At 43.9% G+C, this 24,920-nt stretch carries 22 protein-coding genes; 17 read left to right on the top strand and 5 right to left on the bottom strand.

What is annotated here, in order from left to right:
* From PHE37_RS11215 to PHE37_RS11205, 3 genes are all read left to right on the top strand, one after another.
* Nucleotides 1-2,691 (top strand): hypothetical protein (locus PHE37_RS11215; RefSeq protein WP_300008634.1); only part of this gene is annotated, 2,691 nt, incomplete at its 5' end.
* Nucleotides 2,692-2,724: 33 nt separating this feature from the next.
* The gene (locus tag PHE37_RS11210) at nt 2,725-3,369 is read left to right on the top strand and encodes a transglutaminase-like cysteine peptidase (RefSeq protein ID WP_299993773.1); all 645 of its coding nucleotides are present in this window, start codon (nt 2,725-2,727) and stop codon (nt 3,367-3,369) included.
* A 2-nt stretch (nt 3,370-3,371) separates the two neighbouring features.
* Entirely contained in the window at nt 3,372-5,330 is a 1,959-nt protein-coding gene (locus PHE37_RS11205; protein WP_299993772.1) for a LapD/MoxY N-terminal periplasmic domain-containing protein, read from the top strand.
* 74 nt (nt 5,331-5,404) lie between these two features.
* Here PHE37_RS11205 and PHE37_RS11200 read toward each other — a convergent pair whose 3' ends face one another.
* The gene (locus PHE37_RS11200) at nt 5,405-6,238 is read right to left on the bottom strand and encodes an iron-binding protein (RefSeq protein ID WP_299993771.1); all 834 of its coding nucleotides are present in this window, start codon (nt 6,236-6,238) and stop codon (nt 5,405-5,407) included.
* Entirely contained in the window at nt 6,235-6,666 is a 432-nt protein-coding gene (locus PHE37_RS11195; protein WP_299993770.1) for an iron-sulfur cluster assembly scaffold protein, read from the bottom strand. The genes PHE37_RS11200 and PHE37_RS11195 overlap by 4 nt, the downstream gene beginning before the upstream one ends.
* A gap of 59 nt (nt 6,667-6,725) precedes the next feature.
* On the opposite strand from PHE37_RS11195, the gene PHE37_RS11190 reads away from it, so the two are divergent.
* The 14 genes from PHE37_RS11190 (at nt 6,726) to mog (ending at nt 21,226) form a co-directional block, all read left to right on the top strand.
* Nucleotides 6,726-8,465 (top strand): YgiQ family radical SAM protein, encoded by a 1,740-nt coding sequence (locus PHE37_RS11190; protein ID WP_299993769.1) that lies wholly within the window; start codon nt 6,726-6,728, stop codon nt 8,463-8,465.
* 103 nt (nt 8,466-8,568) lie between these two features.
* Nucleotides 8,569-8,817: an RNA-binding S4 domain-containing protein gene (locus tag PHE37_RS11185; protein WP_299993768.1), complete on the top strand. Its 249-nt coding sequence runs from the start codon at nt 8,569-8,571 to the stop codon at nt 8,815-8,817.
* The gene (gene trpD / locus PHE37_RS11180) at nt 8,814-9,794 is read left to right on the top strand and encodes an anthranilate phosphoribosyltransferase (protein ID WP_299993767.1); all 981 of its coding nucleotides are present in this window, start codon (nt 8,814-8,816) and stop codon (nt 9,792-9,794) included. Before PHE37_RS11185 ends, trpD begins: the two co-directional genes overlap by 4 nt.
* Nucleotides 9,791-10,201 (top strand): tRNA (adenosine(37)-N6)-threonylcarbamoyltransferase complex ATPase subunit type 1 TsaE, encoded by a 411-nt coding sequence (gene tsaE, locus PHE37_RS11175; RefSeq protein ID WP_299993766.1) that lies wholly within the window; start codon nt 9,791-9,793, stop codon nt 10,199-10,201. The genes trpD and tsaE overlap by 4 nt, the downstream gene beginning before the upstream one ends.
* The gene (gene lptB / locus PHE37_RS11170; protein ID WP_299993765.1) at nt 10,194-10,916 is read left to right on the top strand and encodes an LPS export ABC transporter ATP-binding protein; all 723 of its coding nucleotides are present in this window, start codon (nt 10,194-10,196) and stop codon (nt 10,914-10,916) included. The genes tsaE and lptB overlap by 8 nt, the downstream gene beginning before the upstream one ends.
* Nucleotides 10,917-10,922: 6 nt before the next feature.
* Complete coding sequence (locus PHE37_RS11165) at nt 10,923-12,191, top strand: RNA polymerase factor sigma-54 (RefSeq protein WP_299993764.1); 1,269 nt, start codon at nt 10,923-10,925, stop codon at nt 12,189-12,191.
* Nucleotides 12,188-12,931 (top strand): TIGR02757 family protein, encoded by a 744-nt coding sequence (locus tag PHE37_RS11160; RefSeq protein WP_299993763.1) that lies wholly within the window; start codon nt 12,188-12,190, stop codon nt 12,929-12,931. The genes PHE37_RS11165 and PHE37_RS11160 overlap by 4 nt, the downstream gene beginning before the upstream one ends.
* A gap of 205 nt (nt 12,932-13,136) precedes the next feature.
* Nucleotides 13,137-14,543: a TrkA C-terminal domain-containing protein gene (locus tag PHE37_RS11155; RefSeq protein WP_299993761.1), complete on the top strand. Its 1,407-nt coding sequence runs from the start codon at nt 13,137-13,139 to the stop codon at nt 14,541-14,543.
* 75 nt (nt 14,544-14,618) lie between these two features.
* Nucleotides 14,619-15,680: a 3-dehydroquinate synthase gene (gene aroB, locus PHE37_RS11150; protein ID WP_299993759.1), complete on the top strand. Its 1,062-nt coding sequence runs from the start codon at nt 14,619-14,621 to the stop codon at nt 15,678-15,680.
* A complete protein-coding gene (locus tag PHE37_RS11145) occupies nt 15,677-17,320 on the top strand; it encodes a mechanosensitive ion channel domain-containing protein (protein WP_299993758.1) in 1,644 nt (547 codons plus the stop codon). Before aroB ends, PHE37_RS11145 begins: the two co-directional genes overlap by 4 nt.
* Complete coding sequence (gene mtaB / locus PHE37_RS11140; RefSeq protein ID WP_299993757.1) at nt 17,317-18,564, top strand: tRNA (N(6)-L-threonylcarbamoyladenosine(37)-C(2))-methylthiotransferase MtaB; 1,248 nt, start codon at nt 17,317-17,319, stop codon at nt 18,562-18,564. The genes PHE37_RS11145 and mtaB overlap by 4 nt, the downstream gene beginning before the upstream one ends.
* Nucleotides 18,539-20,200 carry an AAA family ATPase gene (locus PHE37_RS11135; RefSeq protein ID WP_299993756.1) on the top strand — a complete coding sequence of 554 codons (1,662 nt, stop codon included), beginning with the start codon at nt 18,539-18,541 and terminating at the stop codon, nt 20,198-20,200. The genes mtaB and PHE37_RS11135 overlap by 26 nt, the downstream gene beginning before the upstream one ends.
* Nucleotides 20,187-20,702, top strand: coding sequence for a pimelyl-ACP methyl ester esterase BioV (bioV, locus tag PHE37_RS11130; RefSeq protein WP_299993755.1), 516 nt, complete (start codon nt 20,187-20,189; stop codon nt 20,700-20,702). The genes PHE37_RS11135 and bioV overlap by 14 nt, the downstream gene beginning before the upstream one ends.
* Nucleotides 20,702-21,226, top strand: a complete 525-nt coding sequence (gene mog / locus PHE37_RS11125; protein WP_299993754.1) for a molybdopterin adenylyltransferase — start codon at nt 20,702-20,704, stop codon at nt 21,224-21,226. The genes bioV and mog overlap by 1 nt, the downstream gene beginning before the upstream one ends.
* 33 nt (nt 21,227-21,259) lie before the next feature.
* Here mog and PHE37_RS11120 read toward each other — a convergent pair whose 3' ends face one another.
* From PHE37_RS11120 to sdhA, 3 genes are read right to left on the bottom strand one after another with little or no spacing between them, the layout of a single operon-like run.
* A complete protein-coding gene (locus tag PHE37_RS11120; RefSeq protein WP_299993753.1) occupies nt 21,260-22,141 on the bottom strand; it encodes a CoB--CoM heterodisulfide reductase iron-sulfur subunit B family protein in 882 nt (293 codons plus the stop codon).
* Nucleotides 22,142-22,151: 10 nt separating this feature from the next.
* On the bottom strand, nt 22,152-23,129 hold the full coding sequence (sdhB, locus tag PHE37_RS11115; protein ID WP_299996766.1) for a succinate dehydrogenase/fumarate reductase iron-sulfur subunit: 978 nt from the start codon (nt 23,127-23,129) through the stop codon (nt 22,152-22,154).
* A 10-nt stretch (nt 23,130-23,139) separates the two neighbouring features.
* Nucleotides 23,140-24,852 carry a succinate dehydrogenase flavoprotein subunit gene (sdhA, locus tag PHE37_RS11110; RefSeq protein WP_299996763.1) on the bottom strand — a complete coding sequence of 571 codons (1,713 nt, stop codon included), beginning with the start codon at nt 24,850-24,852 and terminating at the stop codon, nt 23,140-23,142.
* Between the last annotated feature and the right edge of the window lie 68 nt (nt 24,853-24,920).

Here is a 24,920-nt window from a genome sequence, read left to right as displayed (position 1 = left end):
GGACAAGCTGGGGACAACACCGAGAACAATGCAGTGGTTAACTTGCAATACTACACAGTATCGGATTCAGACGGCAGCACGGCACAGGGTACATTGAACATCACATTCAATGACGATATGCCAAGCGCGAGCGATTCGGCACTTAGAAGCTTGGACGAAGGAGCCTTTGTCGAAGGTGATTTCAGTTTCGTAGCGGGCGCAGATGGTGCGGGCGTGACCCATATCAATGGCCAAGCGCTGAGCTTTGGAGAGGATGGATATTCCCAAGCAATTGATACCGGACACGGGTCTATCCAAGTGACGGCAGCTGGCCATTACATCTTTACCGCGGATGCGAGTGTAAACAATACTTCAGGGGCGGTCGTTGACAATCTGACGTTCACCGTGACGGACAGTGACGGAGATGCAGTAACGGCAAATGCGAGCTTCAGTATCAATGATGCGAATATACCGAGTGCTGGTATTACGTATGCAACGGTGGACGATGACGGTTTGGCAGCCGGAAATGCGGCGAGCACAACAGGAGATATCGATGCCAACGCGGGCGAGGTTCCGTTTTCAGCGTCTGAAGCGGTTTGGAACGGTACACTGATCCATAACTTTGGCGGAGACGGAGCCGGTTCAATCACATTCAGTACGATGGACGGAACGACTGGTACGGTAGGGCAGGAGAGCGTGACGTATCACTGGAATGCAGGCACATTGACAGCGGTTATTACGAGCAGTATCGATGCTTCTCGTGTAGGTCAGGAGTTGTTCAATGTAGTAGTGAATCCGACATCAGGTGACTACACGGTTACGTTAGAGAAGAATGTACTTCAGCTTAGTCTCGATGGACAAGCTGGGGACAACACCGAGAACAATGCAGTGGTTAACTTGCAATACTACACAGTATCGGATTCAGACGGCAGCACGGCACAGGGTACATTGAACATCACATTCAATGACGATATGCCAAGCGTTTTGGATAAAACGGATTTAATCTATTCAAATTGGAGTTATAGCGGAACAGGTATTTATGATTACAGTATAGGTGCTGATACTCATAGTAGCCCATATTCTGCAACTAATTCTGATTTTGCATCCATTACATTGGCAGGTGTTGTCGGTAGTAATGCGATTTTGAATCAATCAGTCACTTGGGATTCGGAAAGTGCCAATACAGCAGTATTTAAAGTCGCATTTGATTATGCGAGTAATCCAACAACTCCAAGTATATTAACGCATGAGACGGGTAGTTTGACATTCGATAAAGTTGCAGGTACTTATACTGTCCATCTGGATCATCCGATTGAGAGTTATACGGTTTTGTCAACTGCCCAAGGGCAAAGCTTTATTGGATATGAATCTGGAACATCGACAGTTGATTCAACGCATCCGGCGGTAATGGTAACGCAGTTGTCATCCAATTTTTATGTTCAATTTACTGGTGATACAAGTAGCAATAGTTCTCCTTTGATTTCTGGCGATGGTAATACAGGTGATTCCACTTATACGTCTGGTGAATTACTGAGTTCTGGAACAAGCTGGGTCAGTGTTTCGAACTCCGCAAATGGAGTCGGTGGTGATACGATTGGACAAAAGGATATTTTAGATTTCAATTTTTACAGTTCAGATCCAAAAGGGTATGCTATCAGCACACCAACAGCACAAGCAAATAATATGTATTTACGATTTGATGGCATCGGTAATACAGAAGATCTCGTTGTCAACCTCAAACTTTATGACACTGTAGCAGGTACTTATACAACCAAGGCTGTTGTAATAGATAATACTGATATTTATAAACATGGTGATACATTGCCTTCAGGTTATACGAATTTTGTACTGGACAATAATGATGGACTGGTAATTATCGAAAGCAACGATTACAATAGTGCTGGTCAGCATTATGTCATTGTAGGTGCGCAGGTGATCACGACGACTGACAATTTAAGTGGGTCAGGCATTGATCTGAACCCTGCTGTAGGGGATAGCGGTGCAAGTACAGGTACTGAGGCATTTGGAGCGCTTACGAGTGATACTGATGTTATTAAAATCTCGGATATCGGTATTGTCACAGCGACGACTTCGACTCAAAATGCCAATCTGCAGTTTAATGTCAGCAATGTGGATGCAGACGGGGATATGACAAATACCCAGACATTACATGTAACGATCGATAGTGATCATATCTTTACGGGTACCTCTGCGGATGAATCGATACAAGGTACGTCCGGCAGCGATCTACTCTCAGGTGGAGGCGGTGACGATATTCTCGTCAGCGACATTCATACAAATAGTGGTGTATTGGATACGACTACAGATCATACATTCAAAGGAATTGATGGCGGAACAGGTGTTGATACATTGGTGCTTACAAGCAATAATAATATAGATTTCAGTGCATTGGATAACACAAATAATCCGATTACGAATATCGAGATTATTGATCTGAATGTAGGCAATCACCAGCTCCAAAATATTTCGCTTCAGGATGTTTTGGATATTACAGGTAAAAGTACGGACACTACATTAACTATTTTGGGTGATAGTGGAGATAAAGTTGGATTGGCAAATTCTAGCGAATGGAATTCACCAACACAAGTTTCACATGAAATTAATGGTGTTAGTTACAACTTCAATGAGTATACGAGTACTACAGATTCTACCGTTGTACTGAGAGTTGAGACAGACATACAGTCGATTTAACTTAAATCGGCTGAAAAGTGTTATCATAAGCGTATGAAAAAGACGCTCACTATTTTTCTTCTAATGGCGGCAATAGCCGCCATTCTCTTTAGCTCTCCCTCATTTGGCATTGCACAGACATTATTAAATAAAATCGAAAAAGAGTACGGTCCGTTTGCCGTACGCCGTGCAGCTGCATTGGTGCAGATGATGAATGAGGCAAAAGATTTAAGTGAGATGGAAAAACTCGAAAAAGTGAACGAATTTTTTAATCAAACTCCTTACGCATCCGATAAAGACGTATGGGGAGTGAGTGATTACTGGGCAACACGGTTGGAGTTTATCGGCAAAGACAGAGGAGATTGTGAAGACTACGTCATTGCCAAATATTTTACCCTTAAAGAACTTGGCGTGCCGACGTCGAAGCTTTATATGACGTATGCAAAGTCGCTCCGCTATAAAACGGCGCATCTGGTATTGACATATTATGAAAAACCGAGAGCGATGCCGCTGGTACTTGATAACTACAATTTCAGAATACTTCCTGCCAGTATGCGTGACGATCTAGTCCCGATTTACAGTTTCAGCGGAGATGAGCTCTTTAATGCCAAACAAGCGCAAATTGGGAAAATCGTTCCTGCAGCAGCACAGCAGACTCGTCCATGGGATGAGTTGATTATTTCACGACAAAAGGATTAGAGATGAGTTTATTTAAACAGATGGCGATTATATTAAGTTTCTTTTTGATAGTGATATTGGCTTCGGTTATGGTGCTTAATTTCAAAAGTGCGACGGAATTCGTCCAAAATCAACTCTACACGGATGCAAAAAACACGGCACACTCACTTGGGCTATCCCTTTCCAAGGTAGCCGATCCGAATGATACTTCCAGTATGGAGACAATGATCAATGCGATTTTTGACAGCGGATATTATGAAATGATCCGTCTGGTTGATCTTGATGGAAAACAGATTTATATACGTCAAAACGATGTACGTGTACATGATGTTCCACAGTGGTTTGTTCAGAGGATAGCTATCCGCAACGTAACGGTAAAAAGCGATATCATGATGGGATGGAATCGTTTTGGTACCCTCGAAGTGAGTGGGCATACGGGACACGCATATCGGCAACTGTACATTACTTTTATAGATCTGATCAAAACGTTTTTAGTAGTAGGAAGTATTGTATTTATTCTATTATATTTATTGTTATCTTTGAGTCTCAAATCACTTGTAAGGGTCCGAAACCAGGCTCTGGCAATCATCGATAATGAATTTATTATTGAGAAAAAAATTCCTTTTACGACCGAATTTCGCTCTGTTACGGTAGCTATGAATGCGATGGTTGCTAAAGTAAAAGATATTTTTGACCGAGAAAATGCGACGCTCTTGCATTATCAAGAGTTACTCTATAAGGATCCGGAAACAAAACTTTACAATCGCCGTTATCTTGCCGTGAAGCTGCAAGATTATTTGCAGTCACATAGCTCTTTATCGTCGGGTGTGTATGTGATAGTCAGTTTTGACGAAGTAGAGCGGTTAAAACGTGAATTGGGATATCATCAAGATTGTACATTGATGAAAGAACTTGCGAATGATTTGCTATCCCAGTTTGAAAGCTTCAGGAATGCATTGATCATACGGCTCAATGAATCCGATTTTTTTGTTGTCATTCCTGAAAGTGATATCTCTGCCATACACCCTTTACTTGAAAATGTGATGAATCATATGCACAGTGTCATGGAAGAAATAGATTCTGTTTTGTCTTATTTGACGATAGGATGTGGTATTGGTACTTATAGTGAACGAGATACCCTTAAATCGCTTTTCTCACGTGCTGATCATGTTGTTGTCGAAGCTAAACAAAAAGGGAATTTTACAATCGATGTGTGTCAAAAAGAGGGTGAAACATTAATTTTAGGGCGTGAGGAGTGGCGAAACGAGTTACTTCAAAGTTTGGAAGAGTCACGGATACTTTTGGCGGTTCAGGATGTTGTAGAGGTGCAGTCGGGTATTTTGAATGTGATTCACAAAGAGGTATATTTACGATTATTAGATCGTGACGGAAATATTCAGACTGCCGGTTATTTTATCCCTGTTGCAACAAGTTTGGGATTAATCGAAACATTAGATCGCTATGTTATCGAGGAAGCGTTGAAATATATTAATGCCCACTCTTTCAATGCTCCACTTGCACTTAATCTGAGCAGTGATTTTATCAAAAAATCTGCAAATATATCTTGGTTGAAAGAACAATTGGAAGCATTTCATCTCCAGAACAATTTGGTTTTGTGGTTTGAGGTGAACAATGCGACTGCATTACATGAACTCGAAGCCGTCTCTTCGATTGGATCAATGTTCAAAAAGCTTGGATATCAATTCGGAATTGATCATTTTACGATACCCGAAGAAGGAGCCACGTATTTACAAGATATTCGTCCAGACTACATCAAAGTCAATGGAACGTATTTACAGGATATCATGGTTGAGAAAGAGACAGGAAAAAGGATGGAAAGTTTCACTAATCTAGCACGAACGTTGGATATTATGGTAATTGCTATCAATATTGAAGATGAAAATGAAATTAAAAATTTGAAAGAGTTAGGGATTGAACGGTTTGAAGGTTCATATATTTCTCCCGTTACATTGCTGCAGTAACTTACCCTTTTTTACGGGTAAGTACGAATGCGAAAAGTGCCACAACTGCTAAAAGTATATAGATATTACCTTGCTCAACCATTTAGTTCTCCTAATAATTTTTTCATAATTTCGATGTGATAGCTCTCTTGATAGTTGATAAATTCAAAAAATGAGGCAAGTTTTTCATCGGTGATAGACGAAGAGAGTTTTCGGCACTCTTCTTTGGCATTTTCCTCTTCCTGTATCCCTGAAGTGAGAAACTTTTCCATATCGGTGATTTCATACGTTCGCGGATGCAGAGGTCTCGGAAGTGCCAAAATCCCCATTTTTGCCATCATTTCCCCAAACGAGCGCAGATGAAAATGGGACTCATCAATCAGGTCTTGATAATGGCTGACCTGTGCCGCAGTCGTCGCACGAATTTGCTGATAAAAATAGACCATGATGAGTTCATACTCTTTGTAGCTCTCTTCAAACAAGAAGTAGGTCAGCGCGTCGGTTTCAGCTGAACTGAGCAGAGAATCCGGCCAATGGCGGGAACGATTAAAGGCAGTAATCGGTTCATCCAAAGAATTTTTTTCGAGATAAACCTCCAACGCCGAAAGGATATATTTTTCATCGTTTTTCATCCGTTCACTCAAAGGGGATGATAGATAGAGCAGATGGAGGGTTTTTATCTCATTGATCGCCGTACGGATCAATTCAAAAAAAGAAGTGCTTTCAATCGTAAAATTTGGGTCACGTTCATAATCGTACGCTGAATTGTTTTCATATAGCGATCCGGCGAGCCATTTGAGATGGCGGAATTCCATTTGGGAAAACTCGTACAGACGGTTTTTTACCCACGGGTCATTCACCGCAAAGGACATAAAAGTGATCCGCAGCCAAAGCTGGTGTTTGCGTCGAAAAAGTGTTGCGTCGATCATTCTTCTACCTCACATTCCATTCCTATTTCAATCGCGTGAAGCTCTTCGGTCGAGCCTTCTTTGCGTTGTTGTTCATGGATCAAAGCCGCTTCAAATGCCGTAAGTACCATATTCGCGCATGCTTGTTGCTTGAGCGGTCCCATGGCAACTTTATCGCGAAGTTTTTGGGCTGCACTTTGGGCATATGCGATTGTTTGTCCTTTGATCATTTCGGTGAACATTGAGCCTAAAACGACGGTATCTTGACAGCCGTTCGTCGCATAGCCGACTTCCTGCAGTGTTGTGTCTTTTGTATTGATATAAAAAATGACAAATTCACCGGTTTTTTCACTGTGCCCGACTCCCACACCCGTGGGAGTTTGGAGCGGACCGTAATTGCGCGGGTGCATGAGATGCTCGATGATCTCTTGATTTAGATTATTTTCCATATTTTTATTATACCGTACCTCATAGCCTCTCCTAAGAGATTTAACCGTACAATCGCGTTATGAAAACAATTACACCTGAACATCTACGCTATTTACCCACTACCCGTGCCGAAATGGATGCACGCGGATGGGATCAATGCGATATTATCCTCATCTCCGGCGATGCCTATATCGACTCACCCTTTATCGGGGTTGCCGTTGTAGGGCGGATATTGGAGAGAGAAGGGTACCGAGTCGGGATTATCGGACAGCCGGATATTACCACCGATGATGTGATGCGCTTGGGCGAACCGAAACTTTTTTGGGGTGTGAGCGGCGGAAGCGTCGATTCGATGGTTTCCAACTACACCGCGACCAAAAAATTCCGTAACAGTGACGACTATACTCCCGGCGGTGTTAACAATGCACGACCCGATCGAGCCGTGCTCGTTTATACGAATCTGATCCGCAAACATTTCAAAAACACGGTCCCTATCGTCCTCGGAGGGATCGAAGCGAGTTTGCGCCGCGTCACCCATTATGACTACTGGACAAACAAACTGCGCAAGCCGATCTTGTTTGATTCCAAAGCCGATTATCTGATTTATGGAATGGGGGAGGGTGCGATTATCGCTCTGCCCAAAGCGTTAGCTTCCGGTGAATCTCCTCATAACATTCGCGGTGTATGTTATATCGCCAAAGAGCCTCGTGAAGGGTATTTGACCTTGCCGTCTCATGCTGAGTGTTTGGAAAACAAAGAGAGCTATATTGACCTGTTTGACGCGTTTTACCATAACAACGATCCGATTTCGGCAAACGGTTTGTGCCAAGAGGTGGACGGACGCTACAGTATCCAAAACCCACCTGCGGATTATTTGGACGAATCGGAAATGGACGCGGTATCCGCATTGCCGTATACCCGTGAACTCCATCCGTATCATCGTCCGAAAGGGGCGGTTAAGTGTCTGGAAACCATCAAGTTTTCGATTATGACCCATCAGGGGTGCTGGGGAGAATGTAATTTCTGTGCCATCGGTGTCCATCAGGGGCGTACCATCCGTACCCGCAGCGAAGAGTCGATCTTAAAAGAGGCGGCACAGTTTACCGAATACAAAGATTTTAAAGGGATCATCAGCGATGTCGGAGGCCCTACGGCTAACATGTACGGCTATGAATGTACTAAAAAGCTCAAGCACGGGACCTGTACCCATCAGCGATGCGTGGATGACACCCACTTGTGCAAATCGATGAATGTCGATCACACCCGTGTTATTAACCTATTGCGTCGTTTGCGTGAAGTACGCGGAATCAAAAAAGCGTTTGTCGCTTCCGGCGTCCGTTATGACTTGATCAACGAAGACAAAAAGAACGGTTATGAGTATCTCAAAGAGATGGTGAAACATCACATCTCGGGACAGATGAAAGTCGCCCCTGAACACACCTCGGATCATGTTCTGCATCTGATGAACAAACCGGGCAAACAAACCCTCGTCGATTTTAAAAAGCTCTATGACAAGCTCAACCGCGAAGAGGGGAAAAAGCAGTTTCTGACCTACTATCTTATCGCCGCCCATCCGGGATGCACCGAAAAAGATATGCACGATTTGAAGCGTTTTACGACGGACGAACTAAAGATGAACCCTGAACAGGCTCAGGTTTTTACCCCTACACCGGGGACGTATTCGGCAGTAATGTACTACACCGAAATGGACCCCGAAACCCGTCAAAAAATCTTTGTCGAAAAAGATACGGCGCGTAAAGAGAAACAAAAACAGATCGTCGTTGCCAAAGACTCTTTTAAAAGCGGTTTCGCGAGTTAAATTGAAGAGCGAAAAAATAGTGGAACAATTTTTGCGCTCTTACCTCTCTTTTAGCTTTCATTACCTACAATAAACACTTCAAACTCAATACTACGGAACCTCTTTGCGAATCGATAAATTTTTAAATGCGGTCAATCTGACCAAACGCCGTGCCGTCGCTCAGGATATGATCGGCGAGGGTGTCGTCTACATCAACGACAAAGCGGTGAAGCCTGCTAAAAACGTTGCAGTAGGGGATATCATCACTCTCGTCTATCTCGAAAAACAGATGCGCTACGAAGTACTCGCTATCCCGACGATCAAATCAACCCCGAAATCCCAGCAAAACCTCTATGTAAAGGAACTCTCATGATCGCTACGAAATCCGATTTTGAAGCACTTTTTGAACATAGAATGAGCGATGAGCAGATGCGGGAGTTTTTACTCTCCCTTACCCTCAATGAAGAGACCTCTGCGGAAATGATCGCAACTGCGGCAGAGGTGATGCGTACCCACTCGATCATCCTCGAAGTCCCTGCTGAACTTAAGCCCAAACTGATCGATGTCGTGGGAACGGGGGGAGACAAGAGCGGAAGTTTCAATGTCAGCTCTACGGTAGCGCTTGTCCTCGCGGCGTCGGGAGCTTATGTCGCCAAACACGGGAATCGCTCCATCACTTCCAAATCAGGCAGTGCCGATGTTCTAGAATATCTGGGGGTCAAACTCGATCTTACGCTGGAGCAAAGCTCGACGCTGCTTCAAGAGTGCGGATTTACCTTTTTGTTCGCCCAATACCACCATCCGGCGATGAAGTTTATCATGCCGGTACGCCGTTCGATCCCTGAAAAAACGCTCTTTAATATCCTCGGTCCTCTCACTAATCCGGTAGGGCTTTCCAAAATACTTTTAGGGGTGTTTGACGAGGTATTTGTCCCGAAAATGGCGGAAGCGGCGCGTACGCTGGGGATGCAATCGGCGATTGTGGTGAGTTCGCGGGAGAAGATGGATGAAATCAGCATCAGTGACATCACCTATGCGGGACATCTGAAAAACGGTGTAATCGAGTATTTTGAGATCGATCCGCAGATGTTCGGGATTAAGAAAGCCCCTTTTGAAGCGATCCTCGGAGGGGAAGCGGAACGTAACGCCCAAATCCTCACCGATATCTTAAACAACCGCTCAACTGAGGCGCAACGGGATATGGTGCTGATCAATGCGGCATACGCTCTCGTCGCGGAGGGGATGGCACGTGATGTCCAAGAAGGGCTTGAGATTGCCAAAGATACGTTGCGCAGCGGCAAAGCAGCTGACAAACTAAAACAAATCATATCGGTCTCTTCCAAACTATGATGAAATTGACCCTCGATGAATTACCGCAGGTGTGCGAGCGTATAGTCGCAGAACTTCCTCAGGGTGGTGTCGTCATTTTGCAAGGCGATTTGGCGAGCGGGAAGACGACTTTGACACAGGCGTTTGCCCGTTATCTCGGGATGGAAGAGACGGTTACCTCTCCTACATTTTCTCTGCAGCAGCGTTACGGTGATAAACTCTACCATTACGATCTCTACAACTACGGTTTCGAGAAGTTTCTGAGTCTGGGGATGATGGAAGAGCTGGAGCGAGAGGGGTATCATCTGGTCGAGTGGGGAGATACTGCTCTGATCGATTTGCTAAAGCGATGCGGGATCGATTGTCTGATTTTAAAAATTACAAAATGCGATGATCAATCGCGATATTACGAGGTGCAGCGTGCATGAATTAAAAGTCGATCATTTGGTTAAAACGATCAAAAACCATGAGATTGTTCGGGGCATCAGTATGGAACTTCGTACCGGAGAGGTAGTAGGGCTGCTCGGACCCAACGGTGCGGGGAAAACAACGACGTTTTACATGATTTGCGGTTTGATCGAAGCGACAGGTGGGAAAGTCTACATAGACGGCGAGGACGTGTCCAATCTGCCGCTTCATCAGCGCTCACGCATGGGAATCGGTTATTTGCCTCAGGAAGCATCGATCTTTAAAGACCTCACCGTGGAGGAAAATCTTATTATCGCGGCGCAAGCGGGAAAATTGAACAAAGAGATGGCGGAAAAACGGATCGAAGAGCTGTTGGAAATGTTTAACATCGAGCCGATCCGGAATCGCCGCGGAATCAATCTCAGCGGGGGAGAACGCCGTCGTGCCGAGATAGCCCGTGCATTGGTAAACAAACCCCGCTTTTTGCTCCTCGATGAACCGTTTGCCGGAGTCGATCCGATCGCGGTCATGGATATTCAGGGTGTTATCTCTCAGTTAGTGGAGTATGGAATCGGAGTATTGATTACGGACCATAACGTACGTGAGACGTTAGCGGTGTGTGATCGGGCATATGTCATTAAAAGCGGCGAATTGCTCGCTTCGGGGACCAGTGATGAGATTGCGCATAACAGCGACGTTCGCCAGCACTACCTCGGTGAATCGTTCAAGTTCTAACATCACATGCTACGGGTCAAGACAAGCGTCGAGCTCAAAAACAAGCTTTCCAATACCCTTCGTAACTGGCTGCCGATTTTACAATCGAGTCTCAGCGATTTGGGCGAGGCGATGGCTCCGTTTGTCGAGGGCAATCCTCTCATCGAGATAAAATCGGGATATGAAGAGTCGTTTGAATCGAGAATCCCGAAAAAAATTCTCTACGGATATGTCCAAAATTCCCAAAGTGAAGTGATTGAAGCCCTAACGGTTCAAAGTAAAGGTTTATACGAAGTTCTTGAAGAACAGATGGATACGTCGTTATTTCCGACACCGATATCGCGAGCAGTCGCAACCCATATTATCGAGAACCTGGATGAGGAGGGGTATTATGAAGGGGATAGTGAAGCATTCTGTACCCAAAACAGTATCACGCATGATCAATTCGAAAAAATTCGTCTCCGTTTTATCCATATCGAACCTGTCGGTATCGGCGCTCGAAATGTTAACGAATCGTTCTTGTTTCAGCTTGAATCCGCTTCTATCAGTGATGAGGGATATACCCTTGCACGTGAAATAATTACCCATTTGGAAGAGCTTGGAAATTATCGTAAAGAGCCTGCTTTTGAAGAGGCAATGAAGGTTATAGGAAGCTTTAAAAATCCACCTGCGATCGATTATCTGGAAGACTCGACGCAGGTTATACCGGATCTGATGATCCATAACGATCCGGAGACAGGGATAGAAGTACGCCTCAATGACAGATATTATCCCGATATCACAATCGATGCGGCGTATGGAGTTGATCACCCGTTTGTCCGTGACAAGCTTAAAGAGGCGAAAAGCCTCGTCGATGCACTTGAGATGCGTAAAGCGACATTGTATAAAGTGGGATTGATGATCGTCGAATACCAGTACGATTTTTTTACGGGAGGGGCCATCAAACCGCTAACGCTTAAAACATTAGCCGATGAATTCGGTCATAATCCCTCAACTATTTCCCGCGCGATTGCCAATAAATACATTGCGTGCGATCGCGGTATCTATCCGATGAAAGATTTCTTTACCACCGCTATCGACGAAGATGTTTCCAATGCCGCAATCAAAGAATACGTAAGCGAACTGGTCAAAAATGAATCGCATAAAAAACCGCTCAGTGATATGAAACTGCTCGAGTTGATCCAGGATAAATTTAAAATCACCATGGTTCGCCGTACGATTGCCAAATACCGCAAACAGCTCAATATTGCAGGCTCATCCGAACGTAAACAACTCTATCTTTTAGGGCGGTCGTGAAAGCCATACAAGATTATCTGGATGCTGAGGTAGCAGCCCGAAATTGTGAAGATGAGCTTTGTTTTGAGCGTCCGGATCCTCTTTTAATCGCACGCAGATCGATGGATCAGCATCACGCCCTTACATGTGCATTGTTCGCCTATGGGAGCGCTAAAGCTATCGTTGCCTTTTTATCCTCTTTGGAGGATGATCTGTATGATACGAACGAATCAGATTTACGGCATAAATTAAAAGGAAAATATTACCGTTTTCAAACGACCGAAGATATTGTTCAATGGTTTCGTACATTGGGAGCACTAAGAGAGATCGGTGGGGCGGAAAAGGTATTTATGCAAGGGTATAAAGAAACCGGAATAATCGGCGGAGTTACATCATTGATCAGTACCCTTTACGATCTCAACTCGTATCGCTCTACCGGGTATCAATTTTTGATCGGAAAACCGATTGATACTGTTAACAAGGCTTCAGCAATGAAACGCTGGATGATGTATTTACGTTGGATGGTACGTCACGATGCATTGGATATGGGTTTATGGAAAGAGGTAAAACAAAGTGATCTGATAATGCCGCTGGATACCCATACGTTTAATGTTTCTCGCCGATTGGGGCTGTTAGAGCGTAAACAGTGTGATATGAAAGCAGCTATAGAATTGACGGAAATGCTGAAACGGTTTGATCCGCTTGATCCGCTTAAATACGATTTTGCCCTGTATCGCATCGGGCAGGAAAAACTGCTTTAGAGATTGAATGGTTACGGCGTATATTCCCAGTATAAATAGTTTATGCTGATGCCGTTAATAGTATTAAATTTTTCCTTGGTACGGACAAGCTTTGCAATCAAAAAAACAACAATCTTCAACATATTGATATCACTTTTAGTCTCTATAATACAAATGTGCTACAATCTCATCCTAAAAATAAGCAATATAAGAAGTTTACACGGGTATGAAAAAAATTTTAATCGTCAGTGACGGAGCTATTGGTCATCACTATATTGAGCGTGTGATCGGTACCTATACCAGTGAAAATCTTTATTATGTCGTCCAGACGCAGGAAAATGATTTTCAAGGATTTAATCCTGCCCGCTTTAAATTCTTTCAATTTGACACCACCAGTTTTTACAAAATTTCCAACTTATTGAAAATGGACTTTTGGCAAGTCGTATTGGTAATGGAAAATGCGAGTGATCTGGAACATACGATTAAAAATATCCGAATGTATAAACCCTCTATTCGAATTATTGCATTGGATTTGTGGAATGCAACCAGCCCTAATGATGATATCGAATGGGTAAATATGCAAGAACTTATTGCCGCAAATTTGATTGACTACCTCCCGAACATTCCTGTTTTAGCTAAAAATATCGGATTGGGTTCCGGTGAAATCATGGAAGTAATCGTTCCTTTCGGAAGCTCATTTGTGTACCGTCATATCGGCTCCATTGAGCAAAAAAATTGGAAAATCGCTGCCATTTATCGTAATAGGCAGTTAATAATTCCAAGTGACAATAAAATGATTCAGCCTAATGATACGTTGGTATTGGTGGGAGAACCTTCAGTATTGCGATCCATTTATCGAGCGATTAAACGGGAACTTGGGCAATTTCCCGCACCGTTTGGATCTAAACTTTATCTTTATATCGACATGAGTATTGAAAAATCCTCATCGATTATGGCATTAGTTAGACGCAGTGTTTTTATCCAAAAAAAGCTGCGGCAACCTCTTATTGTCAAGGTGATCAATCCGGGTGATATCGATGTATTGCGAATGCTGAAAGCCTCGGCTCAGGACAATATGACAATCGATATCTGTTACGACGGAAAACCGGATGAAGAGATGATTTTTAACGATATTAAAAAATATCATATCGGCTTGTTTTTGGTTTCTCATCGTGCTTTTGCCTCTTCTTCCATCCGTAAAAAACTTTATGCCGGAAATGTGCCGGTACTGAAACTTGCTGAACGGTCTTTTTCTGCGTTGAAAGAGAGTGTTGTTATTTTAAGTGATGAGGGACATATTGAAAATATATCGACGACAATTTTTGACGTCTCTTCCCAATTCGGATTTAATCTGGAGTTGATAAACTATATCAATGAAGAGGGGTCTCATAAGCATGAAGTCATTGAACATTTCAATAACCTTTCGACCATTTTTTCGAAATCGATTCATGTTTCCCAACAAGAAAGCAATCCGATCAGAGAGTTGCGTGAACGTGAGAATTTTCTCCATGTTTTACCGTTTACTTCTAAAATGTTTATGAGCCCGATACGCGCATTCTTTTCAACCGATCCTGAGATTCTCTATCGTAAATTGGGACACTATCATCAACTTTTCATCCCGACACAAATATAACGGACACAGAGGCTTTTAAGTCATATTCCTGTATTATTGATTCAATTTCTTGCAACTTAATCATCAGGCTTTTTTATGACGATTTCTATCAACCTCAAACGTGTTATTGATGACTCTTATTCTATTCATATCGGACCATTACCCGAAATCAAGCATGAAGGCAAAGTTGCCATTCTAACCAATCCAAAAGTAGCCGGATTGCACTTGCAAACTCTTTTGTCACGACTTAGCGCAAAAGAAATTTATATTATTACGATTCCAGACGGAGAACAGTATAAAAATTGGGAAAGCATTGAATCCGTTTTGGAGCGAATGTTCGATCACCGACTGAATCGAAAATCGCTTTTAATTGCATTCGGCGGGGGAGTGATCGGGGATATGGGCGGTTTCAGTGCCAGTTTGTATAACCGCGGTATCGATTTCTTACAAATCCCGACGACATTGTTAAGTCAGGTCGATGCAAGTGTCGGAGGAAAAACAGGGATAAACAACCGGTTCGGTAAAAATCTGATCGGAGCATTCCACCAGCCCAAAGCCGTCTATATCGACCCAAGTTTTTTGGCAACCCTCCCGGAACGTGAATTCGGAGCGGGTGTTGCGGAAATTGTCAAAATGGCTGTGACGTTTAATGCACCTTTTTTCGAGTGGTTGGAAGCGAATGATCTGCGTGAAGGGGATAATCTCCAATACGCGATCGCCAAGGCGGTTGAGACCAAAGCAGGTGTTGTCGAAGAGGATGAAAAAGAGCAGGGACTCCGTGCGGCACTAAATTACGGGCATACGTTCGGTCACGTAATCGAAAATGAAACAAAATATGAAACCTATTTGCATGGAGAGAGTGTGGCGATCGGCATGGTGATGGCCAATGAATTGGCGTGTGAAGTAGGATTGATGAGCCGTGATGAAGCGATACGGGTTAAACAGCTTTTAGCAAAATACGCTTTGCCTCTTTCGTATGAGATCGCCGATGTCGAAAAATTTTATCAAACTTTTTTCCTGGATAAAAAAAGTGCGGACAGTGCTATTACGTTCATTCTCCCTCGCGGAATCGGTGCAGTAGAAATTACCGATGCGGTTGAACCGGCCACCGTTAAAAAGATTCTTTCAACATATCATAGTGTGAACCTGAGTATATGAAAGTTTTCCTATCTTTTTTATTCGTACTTTTTACCTTTACCGCAACGCTTGATGCTGCGACAAAACAAGAGCAGTCAAATCAGAAAGAGGAAAAGGCACTTCAGGCTAAACTTGACGAATCGGCCAAAGACACTGAATTCCAAAATGCGCAAAATGAGCTTATCAAAATTAAAAAAGAGCTTTCCCACGACAGCAGTATCTGGATCAAAAGTTATAACTCCTACATGGCATACCAAGAGGCCCGAAAAAGTCTTCGTGAGGTAAAATCCAGACTTGACCAACTCCATGATTACAATCCGAGTGTTGAACGCAAACTGGAATCCGAAGCGCTTCAAGCAAAAGAAAAAATTCTGACCGATCAAGTAGAACTTCTTAAAGCGCAGGGGACGTCTCCGTTTGTTTCGCTGCTTAAACCTGATGAAGCCGGAACCCTACCCACGATTACCAACCCGTTTGAAATCGTAACCGGTATTTCTTATGTCAAGCGCCTCAACAGTCAATATCACGATTATGTTCTTCGAGAAGATGAATTACAAGAACTTATCTCACTGTTGGAACGTCAGGTCGCCGTCTATAAAGATTTGATTCGTCTTAATCCGAAAGGCGATTATGAAGTAGAATTGGAAGCAACGCTTCTCCAGGTCGAGAAGTTTAAACTCGCTCTGGACACATTGATTTCTACAGCCGATGTCTATGAAAAACGGATTGAATCGACCGAAGCCAAAATCAATAAAGAGATCAAAGATCAGCTTTACAAATTGCTCAATATAGGGTTAGTCATTCTAACTCTGTTTATTTTGTCATTTTTACTCAAACGGGTGATAAAACGCTACATTGTCGATAATGAGCGTTTTTATACGGCAAACAAGATCTTGACGTTTGTGAATGTCACTTTTATCATTCTGATCCTGATGTTCAGCTACATCGATAACGTTGGCTACTTGGCAACGGTTCTCGGATTTGCCTCTGCGGGTCTTGCGATTGCGATGCGTGACTGGTTTATGTCTGCTTTGGGATGGCTGGTCATCGTTGTGGGAGGCTCGATTCATGTTGGAGACCGTATCCGTGTAGAAAAAGACGGAATGATCTATTTGGGGGATGTCTTAGACGTTTCACTGCAACGGATAACCCTCTTGGAAGATATTACGTTGACAACGGTCATGCATAACCGTCGGGGCGGTCGTATCATTTTCGTTCCGAACAACTATATTTTTACTTCGTTAATCGCGAATTACACGCACGGCTCTCTTAAGACCGTTTGGGATGGAATCGATATCGTCATTACGTTTGATTCAAACCACAAAAAAGCGTCTCATCTCGCAAAAGAGATATGCCGTAAGTATTCAAAAGGGTATACCGATATTACACGCAAACAGCTCAATAAACTGCGAGACCGTTACAGTTTAAAAAATACGAATGTCGAACCTCGTGTGTTTACATTTATCGAGCCGAACGGAATGAAAGTAAGTGCGTGGTATCTGACCAACGCATATGCCACTCTAACGTTGCGCAGTACCATTTCAGCTGAGATTGTAGACGCGTTTAATAATGAGGATGATATTACGATTGCCTACCCTACACAAATGATTTATACTTCGAAAGCCGCAGTAAATCCATCTATGCCGGATGTAGAATTATGAAACAAAAAGTCTATTTTAAAACTTTCGGCTGTCGGACAAATCTGTTTGATTCACAGGTCATGATGAGTGCTTTAAGTGATTATGAAGTGACGGAAGATGAGAGCCAAGCCGATATCGTCGTTGTCAACTCATGTACTGTGACCAACGGTGCGGATGTCAGTGTTCGAGGCTACATTAATCAAATTGACAAACAGGGCAAAAAGCTTTTTTTGACGGGTTGCGGTGCCCATACCAAAGGGGAAAGCCTCTTCGGTACCGGAAAAGTGCAGGGGGTATTCGGACCTTCTGAAAAAATGAAAATCAATACCCTTCTATCCAGTGAAAGCCGTTTCTATGAGATCGGTGATCTGAACTACATCGACGATGCGATTGTCGATGAGTTTGTCGGAAAATCACGCGCTTTTATTAAGATTCAAGAGGGGTGCAATTTCCGTTGCAGTTACTGTATTATCCCCTATGTACGCGGCGATGCACGGAGTATGGACGAGTCGAAAATTTTGGAGCAGGTCACGAGGCTTGCGAGCAACGGTTTCGGAGAATTTGTCCTAACCGGAACCAATGTCGGAAGTTACGGTCAGGGAGAAGGGCGCAATATCGCCGAACTGATGAAAAAAATGTCGTTGATCCGTGGAGTTCGCCGTATCCGTGTCGGATCACTCGAACCGATACAAATCAATGAATCCTTTCGGGAAATATTGGATGAACCGTGGTTGGAACGGCATCTTCATATTGCGATTCAACATAGTTCGGATGCAATGCTCCGTCTTATGAACCGTCGCAACCGATTTGCCAACGATGTAGAATTATTCGGTATACTGAATGCCAAAGGATTTGCCCTTGGAACCGATTTTATTGTCGGTCATCCCGGAGAGAGCGATACGATTTGGGAAGAGGCGATGCGAAATATCCGTGAACTTCATCTTACCCATATCCATCCGTTTACCTATTCCAAACGTGACGGAACACCGAGTGCTGTTATGAAACCTGAAGTGAACGGAACGGTTTCGGCAAAAAGGATGAGTGAACTCACCCATTTGATCGAATCCAATAATCGTGCATTTCGTGCCAATATGAGCTCTGTACCTTTGGACGTGTTGGTTGAGACAAGTGAATCAGGTAAAAATGTCGGATATGATCAATTCTTTAATAAAGTAATAATTGAAAGCAGTGAAGATCTCAGTGGCGACTGGATTACACTGGATACATATGAGGTGCTCGATGAATATAACTTGGCCAAATTTTAATCGTAATCAGCTCATCCTTGCCGCATCAGGTGCAATAGTTATCATTTTACTTCTGTTTGCATTATTACGAGACAGCGGAAACGTAGTGACTCTCGATCAGGCTACAAAACTGATCGAAAATAACCAGATCGAAAAAGCGTTTAGTGACGGCGATTTTACCTATTTTGCGACAAAAGAGAATGGAGTTGTCAAAATTGCATCTTCTCAGTTGCCTGCTTCTCTTACATCCCATCTTGTTATTGAACCTAAAGGGGGAAATGGTTGGGGATGGTTTTTTCTCTTTTTTGCACTAATCGGTGGGGCAGGATATTGGGCATGGAAAAGTAAACTCGGTTTTGAAGATGATACACCGATAGAATCTCCGGTTGTAAAAGCGCCAACTGAGGCTGAAGCACCCTCAACTAATGTCACTCCGGTTAAATCGACAGTACGATTCAGTGATATCGGCGGTATCGGTGATGTGAAAGAAGAACTAGAAGAGATTATCGACTTTTTACGCAATCCGAAACGCTATTACAGTTTCGGTGCACGCATGCCACGCGGTGTTTTGTTGGTAGGACCTCCGGGTGTCGGTAAAACGATGATCGCAAAAGCGGTTGCCGCCGAAGCGGATGTTCCGTTTTTTTATCAAAGCGGTGCTTCGTTTGTCCAGATTTATGTCGGTATGGGTGCAAAACGGGTGAGTGAACTTTTTAATGCCGCCAAGAAAAATGCACCTGCGATTATTTTTATAGACGAGATCGATGCCGTCGGCAAAAAACGCGGCGGCGAACGTAATGATGAACGTGAAGGGACCCTTAATCAGCTTCTCACTGAGATGGACGGATTCGAAGATACCAGCGGTATCGTCGTTATTGCGGCGACCAATAATATCGATGTTATGGATGCCGCCTTGCTTCGTGCCGGACGCTTTGATCGCCGTATCTTTGTAGAACTCCCTACCGCAACCGAGCGCGAAGCGATTCTCAATAAATATCTCCGTGCAATACCGCATGAACTTTCCATCAGCGATGTTGCAAAAATGACGGTCGGTTTTAACGGTGCATCATTAGCGGCGTTGGTGAACGAAGCGGCATTGTTGTGTATGCGGCAAAATGAGATTCAGGTAAAAATCGAGCACTTTTTGGCGGTCAAAGACAAAGTGATGTTCGGTAAGAAAAAAATTGCGATGTTGAGTGATGAGCAGCGGCGTTATCAAGTCCGTTATCAGGCCGGAAAAATATTTGCCGCTACTTGGTTTGATCTTCCGTATGAGAAAATCACGCTCACCAACGATGCGATTACCCCGCCGACGGCAGAACCGCAATTGTGCCATGAAATCGAGGCGCATGTTCGAGTGCATCTTGCAGGAATCGCAGCATCGCATTTGCGTTTCGGAGAACATGCGAGCAACGCGTCTCATGATCTTTCCGTCGCCAAAGATTTGGTGCATGCAATGGTGTATGAATATGGCATGGGTAGTACTGTTCTTCCTAAGGCGGAAGACGAAACAAAACTGACCGATCGTCTCTATCAGGAGATGAGTGCTTTATTGGAACGGCATGAAAAAATTGTTTCTAAATTTGAATCCATCTTGGATGAGTACGAGCAAATCTCCAAATCTCTGGCGAAAGCAACAATGAATGAGATTTTATAGCGGTTTTGCCCTTGCGGATGATCAGGTATTTTTTCAAAAATACCTAAAAGAGAGTGAATTTACCGTAGCAGGTTTTAGCTATGGAGCGATCAAAGCTGCACTTTACACAGCGCAGGCAGCACATCGTATCGATACCCTGCAACTGTTTTCCCCCGCTTTTTTCCAAACCAAAAAAGAGTCGTTCCGACGATTACAGATGAGCGGATATTTTAAAGATTCCGAACGGTATCTGGAGAGCTTTTTAACGAGCTGCTTCGCACCGTCTCCTGTAGCTCCTATATCGCTAGCGGAAAATAATAGCGATGAATTGCAAGAGCTGCTCTATTTTGAGTGGACGGATACCCTTATGGAAAGTATTCGAGACAAGGGAATAGTCATTGAGGTCTATCTGGGACTGGACGATCAAGTGATCGATGTTGAAGGTGCGCGAGAGTTTTTTCTCCCTTATGCTACCGTCACCTCTATCAAAAGAGCCAACCATTTTTTACAGGAGAATTATTAATGATCAAAATAGGTGTTATCACTGCCTCAGACCGTGCGAGTGCAGGAATTTATGAAGATATTTCAGGTGTAGCCATTCAGGATACGATGAAAGAGTATTTAAAATCAGAACATGAGATCGTATACCGCTGTATTCCCGATGTTCAAAGTACAATCGAAGCGACAATGATTGAGCTGTGTGATCGTGAGGGGTGTTGTCTTGTCGTGACCACCGGAGGGACAGGTCCTGCATTACGCGATGTAACTCCTGAAGCGACAGAGAATGTCTGTGAGAAGATGATGCCTGGCTTCGGAGAGTTGATGCGCCAGGTAAGCCTGCAATACGTTCCTACGGCGATCCTATCACGCCAGACGGCTGGGATTCGCGGTAAATCGCTCATCATCAATCTGCCTGGTAAACCGAAATCGATTCGCGAATGTTTGGACGCCGTATTTCCAGCCGTCCCATATTGTATTGATTTGATCGAAGGACCATACTTGGAATGTAACGAAGAGGTTATTAAAGCATTTCGACCGAAGCAATAGATAAAAAATCCCCGCAACTGCGGGGAAATATGATTAGACGAAATCGACTTTGGTAACGTGGTGTTTAAGTCCGAGTTCATCCGGAGTACATCCGAGTGCCAAACCGACCATTTGTTGCATATGAAGGACAGGAAGAGAAACTTCACGACCAATGGCAACAGAGGCATGATGCGTTTGCGTGTCGAGTTTAAGATGACATAGAGGACACGGAGTGACCATCCAGTCCGCATTGGCATCCATCGCACCTGCGACTGCGTTACCCGTCAAGATTGCAGCCGTACGAGGTGCTTGGAGCTCTGCATGGAAACCGCAACATTTATTTTTTTCTTCATAATCGACATTGACACCGCCACAGGCAATGATAAGATCATCGAGTGAAGTAGGTGCATAAGCACTTTCATGGCTTTTATGAGTTTCATTTTGAAGCTCAGAAGGACGGATATTATGACATCCGTAGAACGGTGCAATGTTGAATTGGCTTAAAGGTTTAACTACCATCTCTTTGATCTTATCCAAACCGAAATCATCGATGATGGCATACAGGAAGTGGGTGATTAGTGAAGTACCTTTGTATTCCAATCCGACTTCTGCGAGCTTTGCGTTGACTTTTGCTTTTAGCTCTGCATTATGGTCTAATCTGTGTTTAGTCATTGCTGTGTTGAGCTGACACGTATTACAGATAGTAACCATTGTAAGACCGTGTTTTTCAGCATACGCGATGTTACGCGCATTCAAAACCAAAGATAAAAAGTCATCATAATCTTGTAGGTGTGAAGCACCGCAGCAAGAAGCTTCGGTGAGTTCTACAAGTTCGATTCCCAATTTATTTGCGACTGCCAAAGTTGACATCATTTGTTCGGGCGTACTCTCTTTTGCGGTACAGCCGGTAAAAAGTGCATATCTTAATTTTTCCATTGGGTACTCCCTAAAACTTTACTGTTGATGAAGATTTGATTAGTTTTTTGATCTCATCTAATTTATCGGCTTTTGGCATATTCCATGGCAATACGATTTTACCTTTGGCAAACATTTTAAGAGCAACAGGGACGTGTTTCAGTACACCGATATTCCCTTCAGAATAACGTACGAGTTCACCTTCGTCGAGAAGACCATGTTTTTCGATAGAGTGAGCGAATCCGACGGCATGACGTGTCGCAACATTGTTTTTCGCAACACCGGCTTCAAAAATCATATTATGAAGTTTGGTGATTTTTTCGATCGGATTGACCTCTTTAGGACAGACTTCCGCACATTCCATACATTTGACACAATCCCAAACCCCTTGAGCTTCTTCATTGACCACATGTAAGCGCTCTACTGAAGCTTCATCACGTACATCGGCAGAGAAACGGTATGCCGCAGCGAAAGCCGCAGGTCCGATGAACTCTTCGTTGATCGCGAGAGCAGGACATGAGTAATGACACGCACCGCATTGGATGCAGTAGTCCGCTTCAAGAAGTTTCTCGGCATCATGAGGACTGACAAGGTGTTCACTCGCAGGATGTTCTACGATATCGCTAACAAGGAACGGTTTAACTGCCGCATGTTTGTCCCAGAAATCTTTTTTATCAATAATCAAGTCTTTAATAGCACGTTTGGTACTAAGCGGTTCAATCACCAATTCACTTCCAAAAACATCAATGAGATCAAAGAGACGTGATTTACAGGCCAAAATGCCTTTTCCGTTTACTTTGATTGAACAAACACCGCAAATACCGTGACGGCAGCTGCGACGGTAAGAGAGGCTTCCGTCATGATCCCATTTGATGCGGTTAAGGATATCCAAGACGACTTCTTCGTGCGTGACATCCATAACATAAGTGTTATAGTAAGGAAGATAATCCGTTTCTTCATTGAAACGGAACACTTTAAACGTTACTTGTTGCGATTTTATCGTATCCATAGTCTCTTCCTTAATATGATCGTGCTTTGAGTTCATGGCGACCGAGGGTAACATCCATGTAGTCAAGCGTGACATTACCGTTTTCATCCATGTAAGCCATCGTATGTTTCAAAAATTGTTCATCATCACGCGTCGGGAAGTCTTCACGGAAGTGGGCTCCACGGCTCTCTTTTCGATCAAGTGCACTTGCAACGATAAAGAGGGAATAATCAAGCATATGACCGAATTCGATTGCCTCTTGAAGTTCGGTGTTGAATATTTTTGATTTATCGGCAATACGGATATGTTGGTATCGCTTACGTAAATCTTTTAGAATTTCCATTTGAGCCGTTAGTGTTTCATGTGTACGGAAAACTCCGGCGTTGTCAGTCATTGATTGCTGAAGTTCTTCACGAAGCTGGGATACTGATTCTTGGCCGTTATTGGTAAGAACCCAGTTCATCTCATCGATCATCCGCTGAGCATCGGCTTCTGTTGCATGATGCAATGTCAGGCCATCAACTTCGTCTACCATGGTTTTTCCGACAAAGCGACCAAATAACAACGCTTCGAGTACCGAGTTGGCACCGAGACGGTTTGCACCGTGAACGGACGAACATGAGCACTCGCCGGCTGCATAAAACCCTTCAACAAACTCGGTATTGTTTTTACGAACATGACCGTGTTTATCCATCGGAATTCCACCCATTGAGTAGTGAGCCGTTGCCGAGATCAAAATCGGCTCTTTAATCATGTCAAGCCCGAGGAACGTGATCGCAAGGTCACGAAGTTCAGGAAGACGTTCCATGATTTTATCTTTACCGAGGTGAACAAGATCGATATAAACGGCATCTTTACGAGGACCGACACCGCGTCCTTCACGAATCTCTTGGATAATGGCACGGGCTACAACGTCGCGAGATGCGAGTTCCATTGCATTTGGTGCATATTTTTCCATAAAGCGCTCACCAAGTGAGTTTAGGAGTTTCCCCCCTTCTCCGCGGGCTGCTTCAGAGATAAGAACACCGTTTCCTGAAAGACCTGACGGATGGAATTGTACGAATTCCATATCTTCCAAAGGAAGACCGTGACGTGCTACGAGTGAAAGACCGTCACCTGTGTTAGCATGAGCATTTGAATTGATTTTGAATGCACGTGCATATCCGCCGGTTGCAAACATAACGGCTTTCGCATTGAAAATCGCTTTTTCACTGTTACGGATGTTGTAGGCGCTGACACCGTACACTTTGCCGTCATTGTATAAAAGATCGGCAACATACCACTCATCCCAAAACTCGACACCTTCACGGAACGCTTGCTCATAAATAGTTTGTAGGAGAGTCAGTCCGGTACGGTCTTTTGCAAAACAGGCGCGCGGTGACGATTGACCGCCGAATGGGCGTTGAGCGATTGTTCCGTCTTCGTTACGGCTGAATGCCGCTCCCATACGCTCTATCCAACGGATCGTTTCAGGAGCTTTTTCGCACATAAACTGAACAACGTCTTGGTCGGCAAGATAGTCCGATCCTTTTACGGTATCAAACTCATGGAGCTCAACGCTGTCAGCGTCACTGAACGCCGCGTTGATACCGCCTTGAGCAGCACCGGAGTGACTGCGCAACGGGTGTAGTTTTGTGACGACGGCAACTTTTTTACCGGCTTTTTGCAATTCGCGAGCTGCCGCACATCCGGCTAAACCAGCTCCGACAATCACCGCATCATAAGTATAAATGGGAATACTCATACGCCTTCCTTGTTGATAAAATCTGTGGATGATTATAGCGCGCCACTCCTTGTCCAAGATTAAAAAGG

This window comes from Sulfuricurvum sp., from assembly GCF_028681615.1.
Classification (GTDB): domain Bacteria; phylum Campylobacterota; class Campylobacteria; order Campylobacterales; family Sulfurimonadaceae; genus Sulfuricurvum.
The sequence above is the reverse complement of the archived record's forward strand: the minus strand, read 5'-3'. Positions and strand labels throughout refer to the sequence as shown.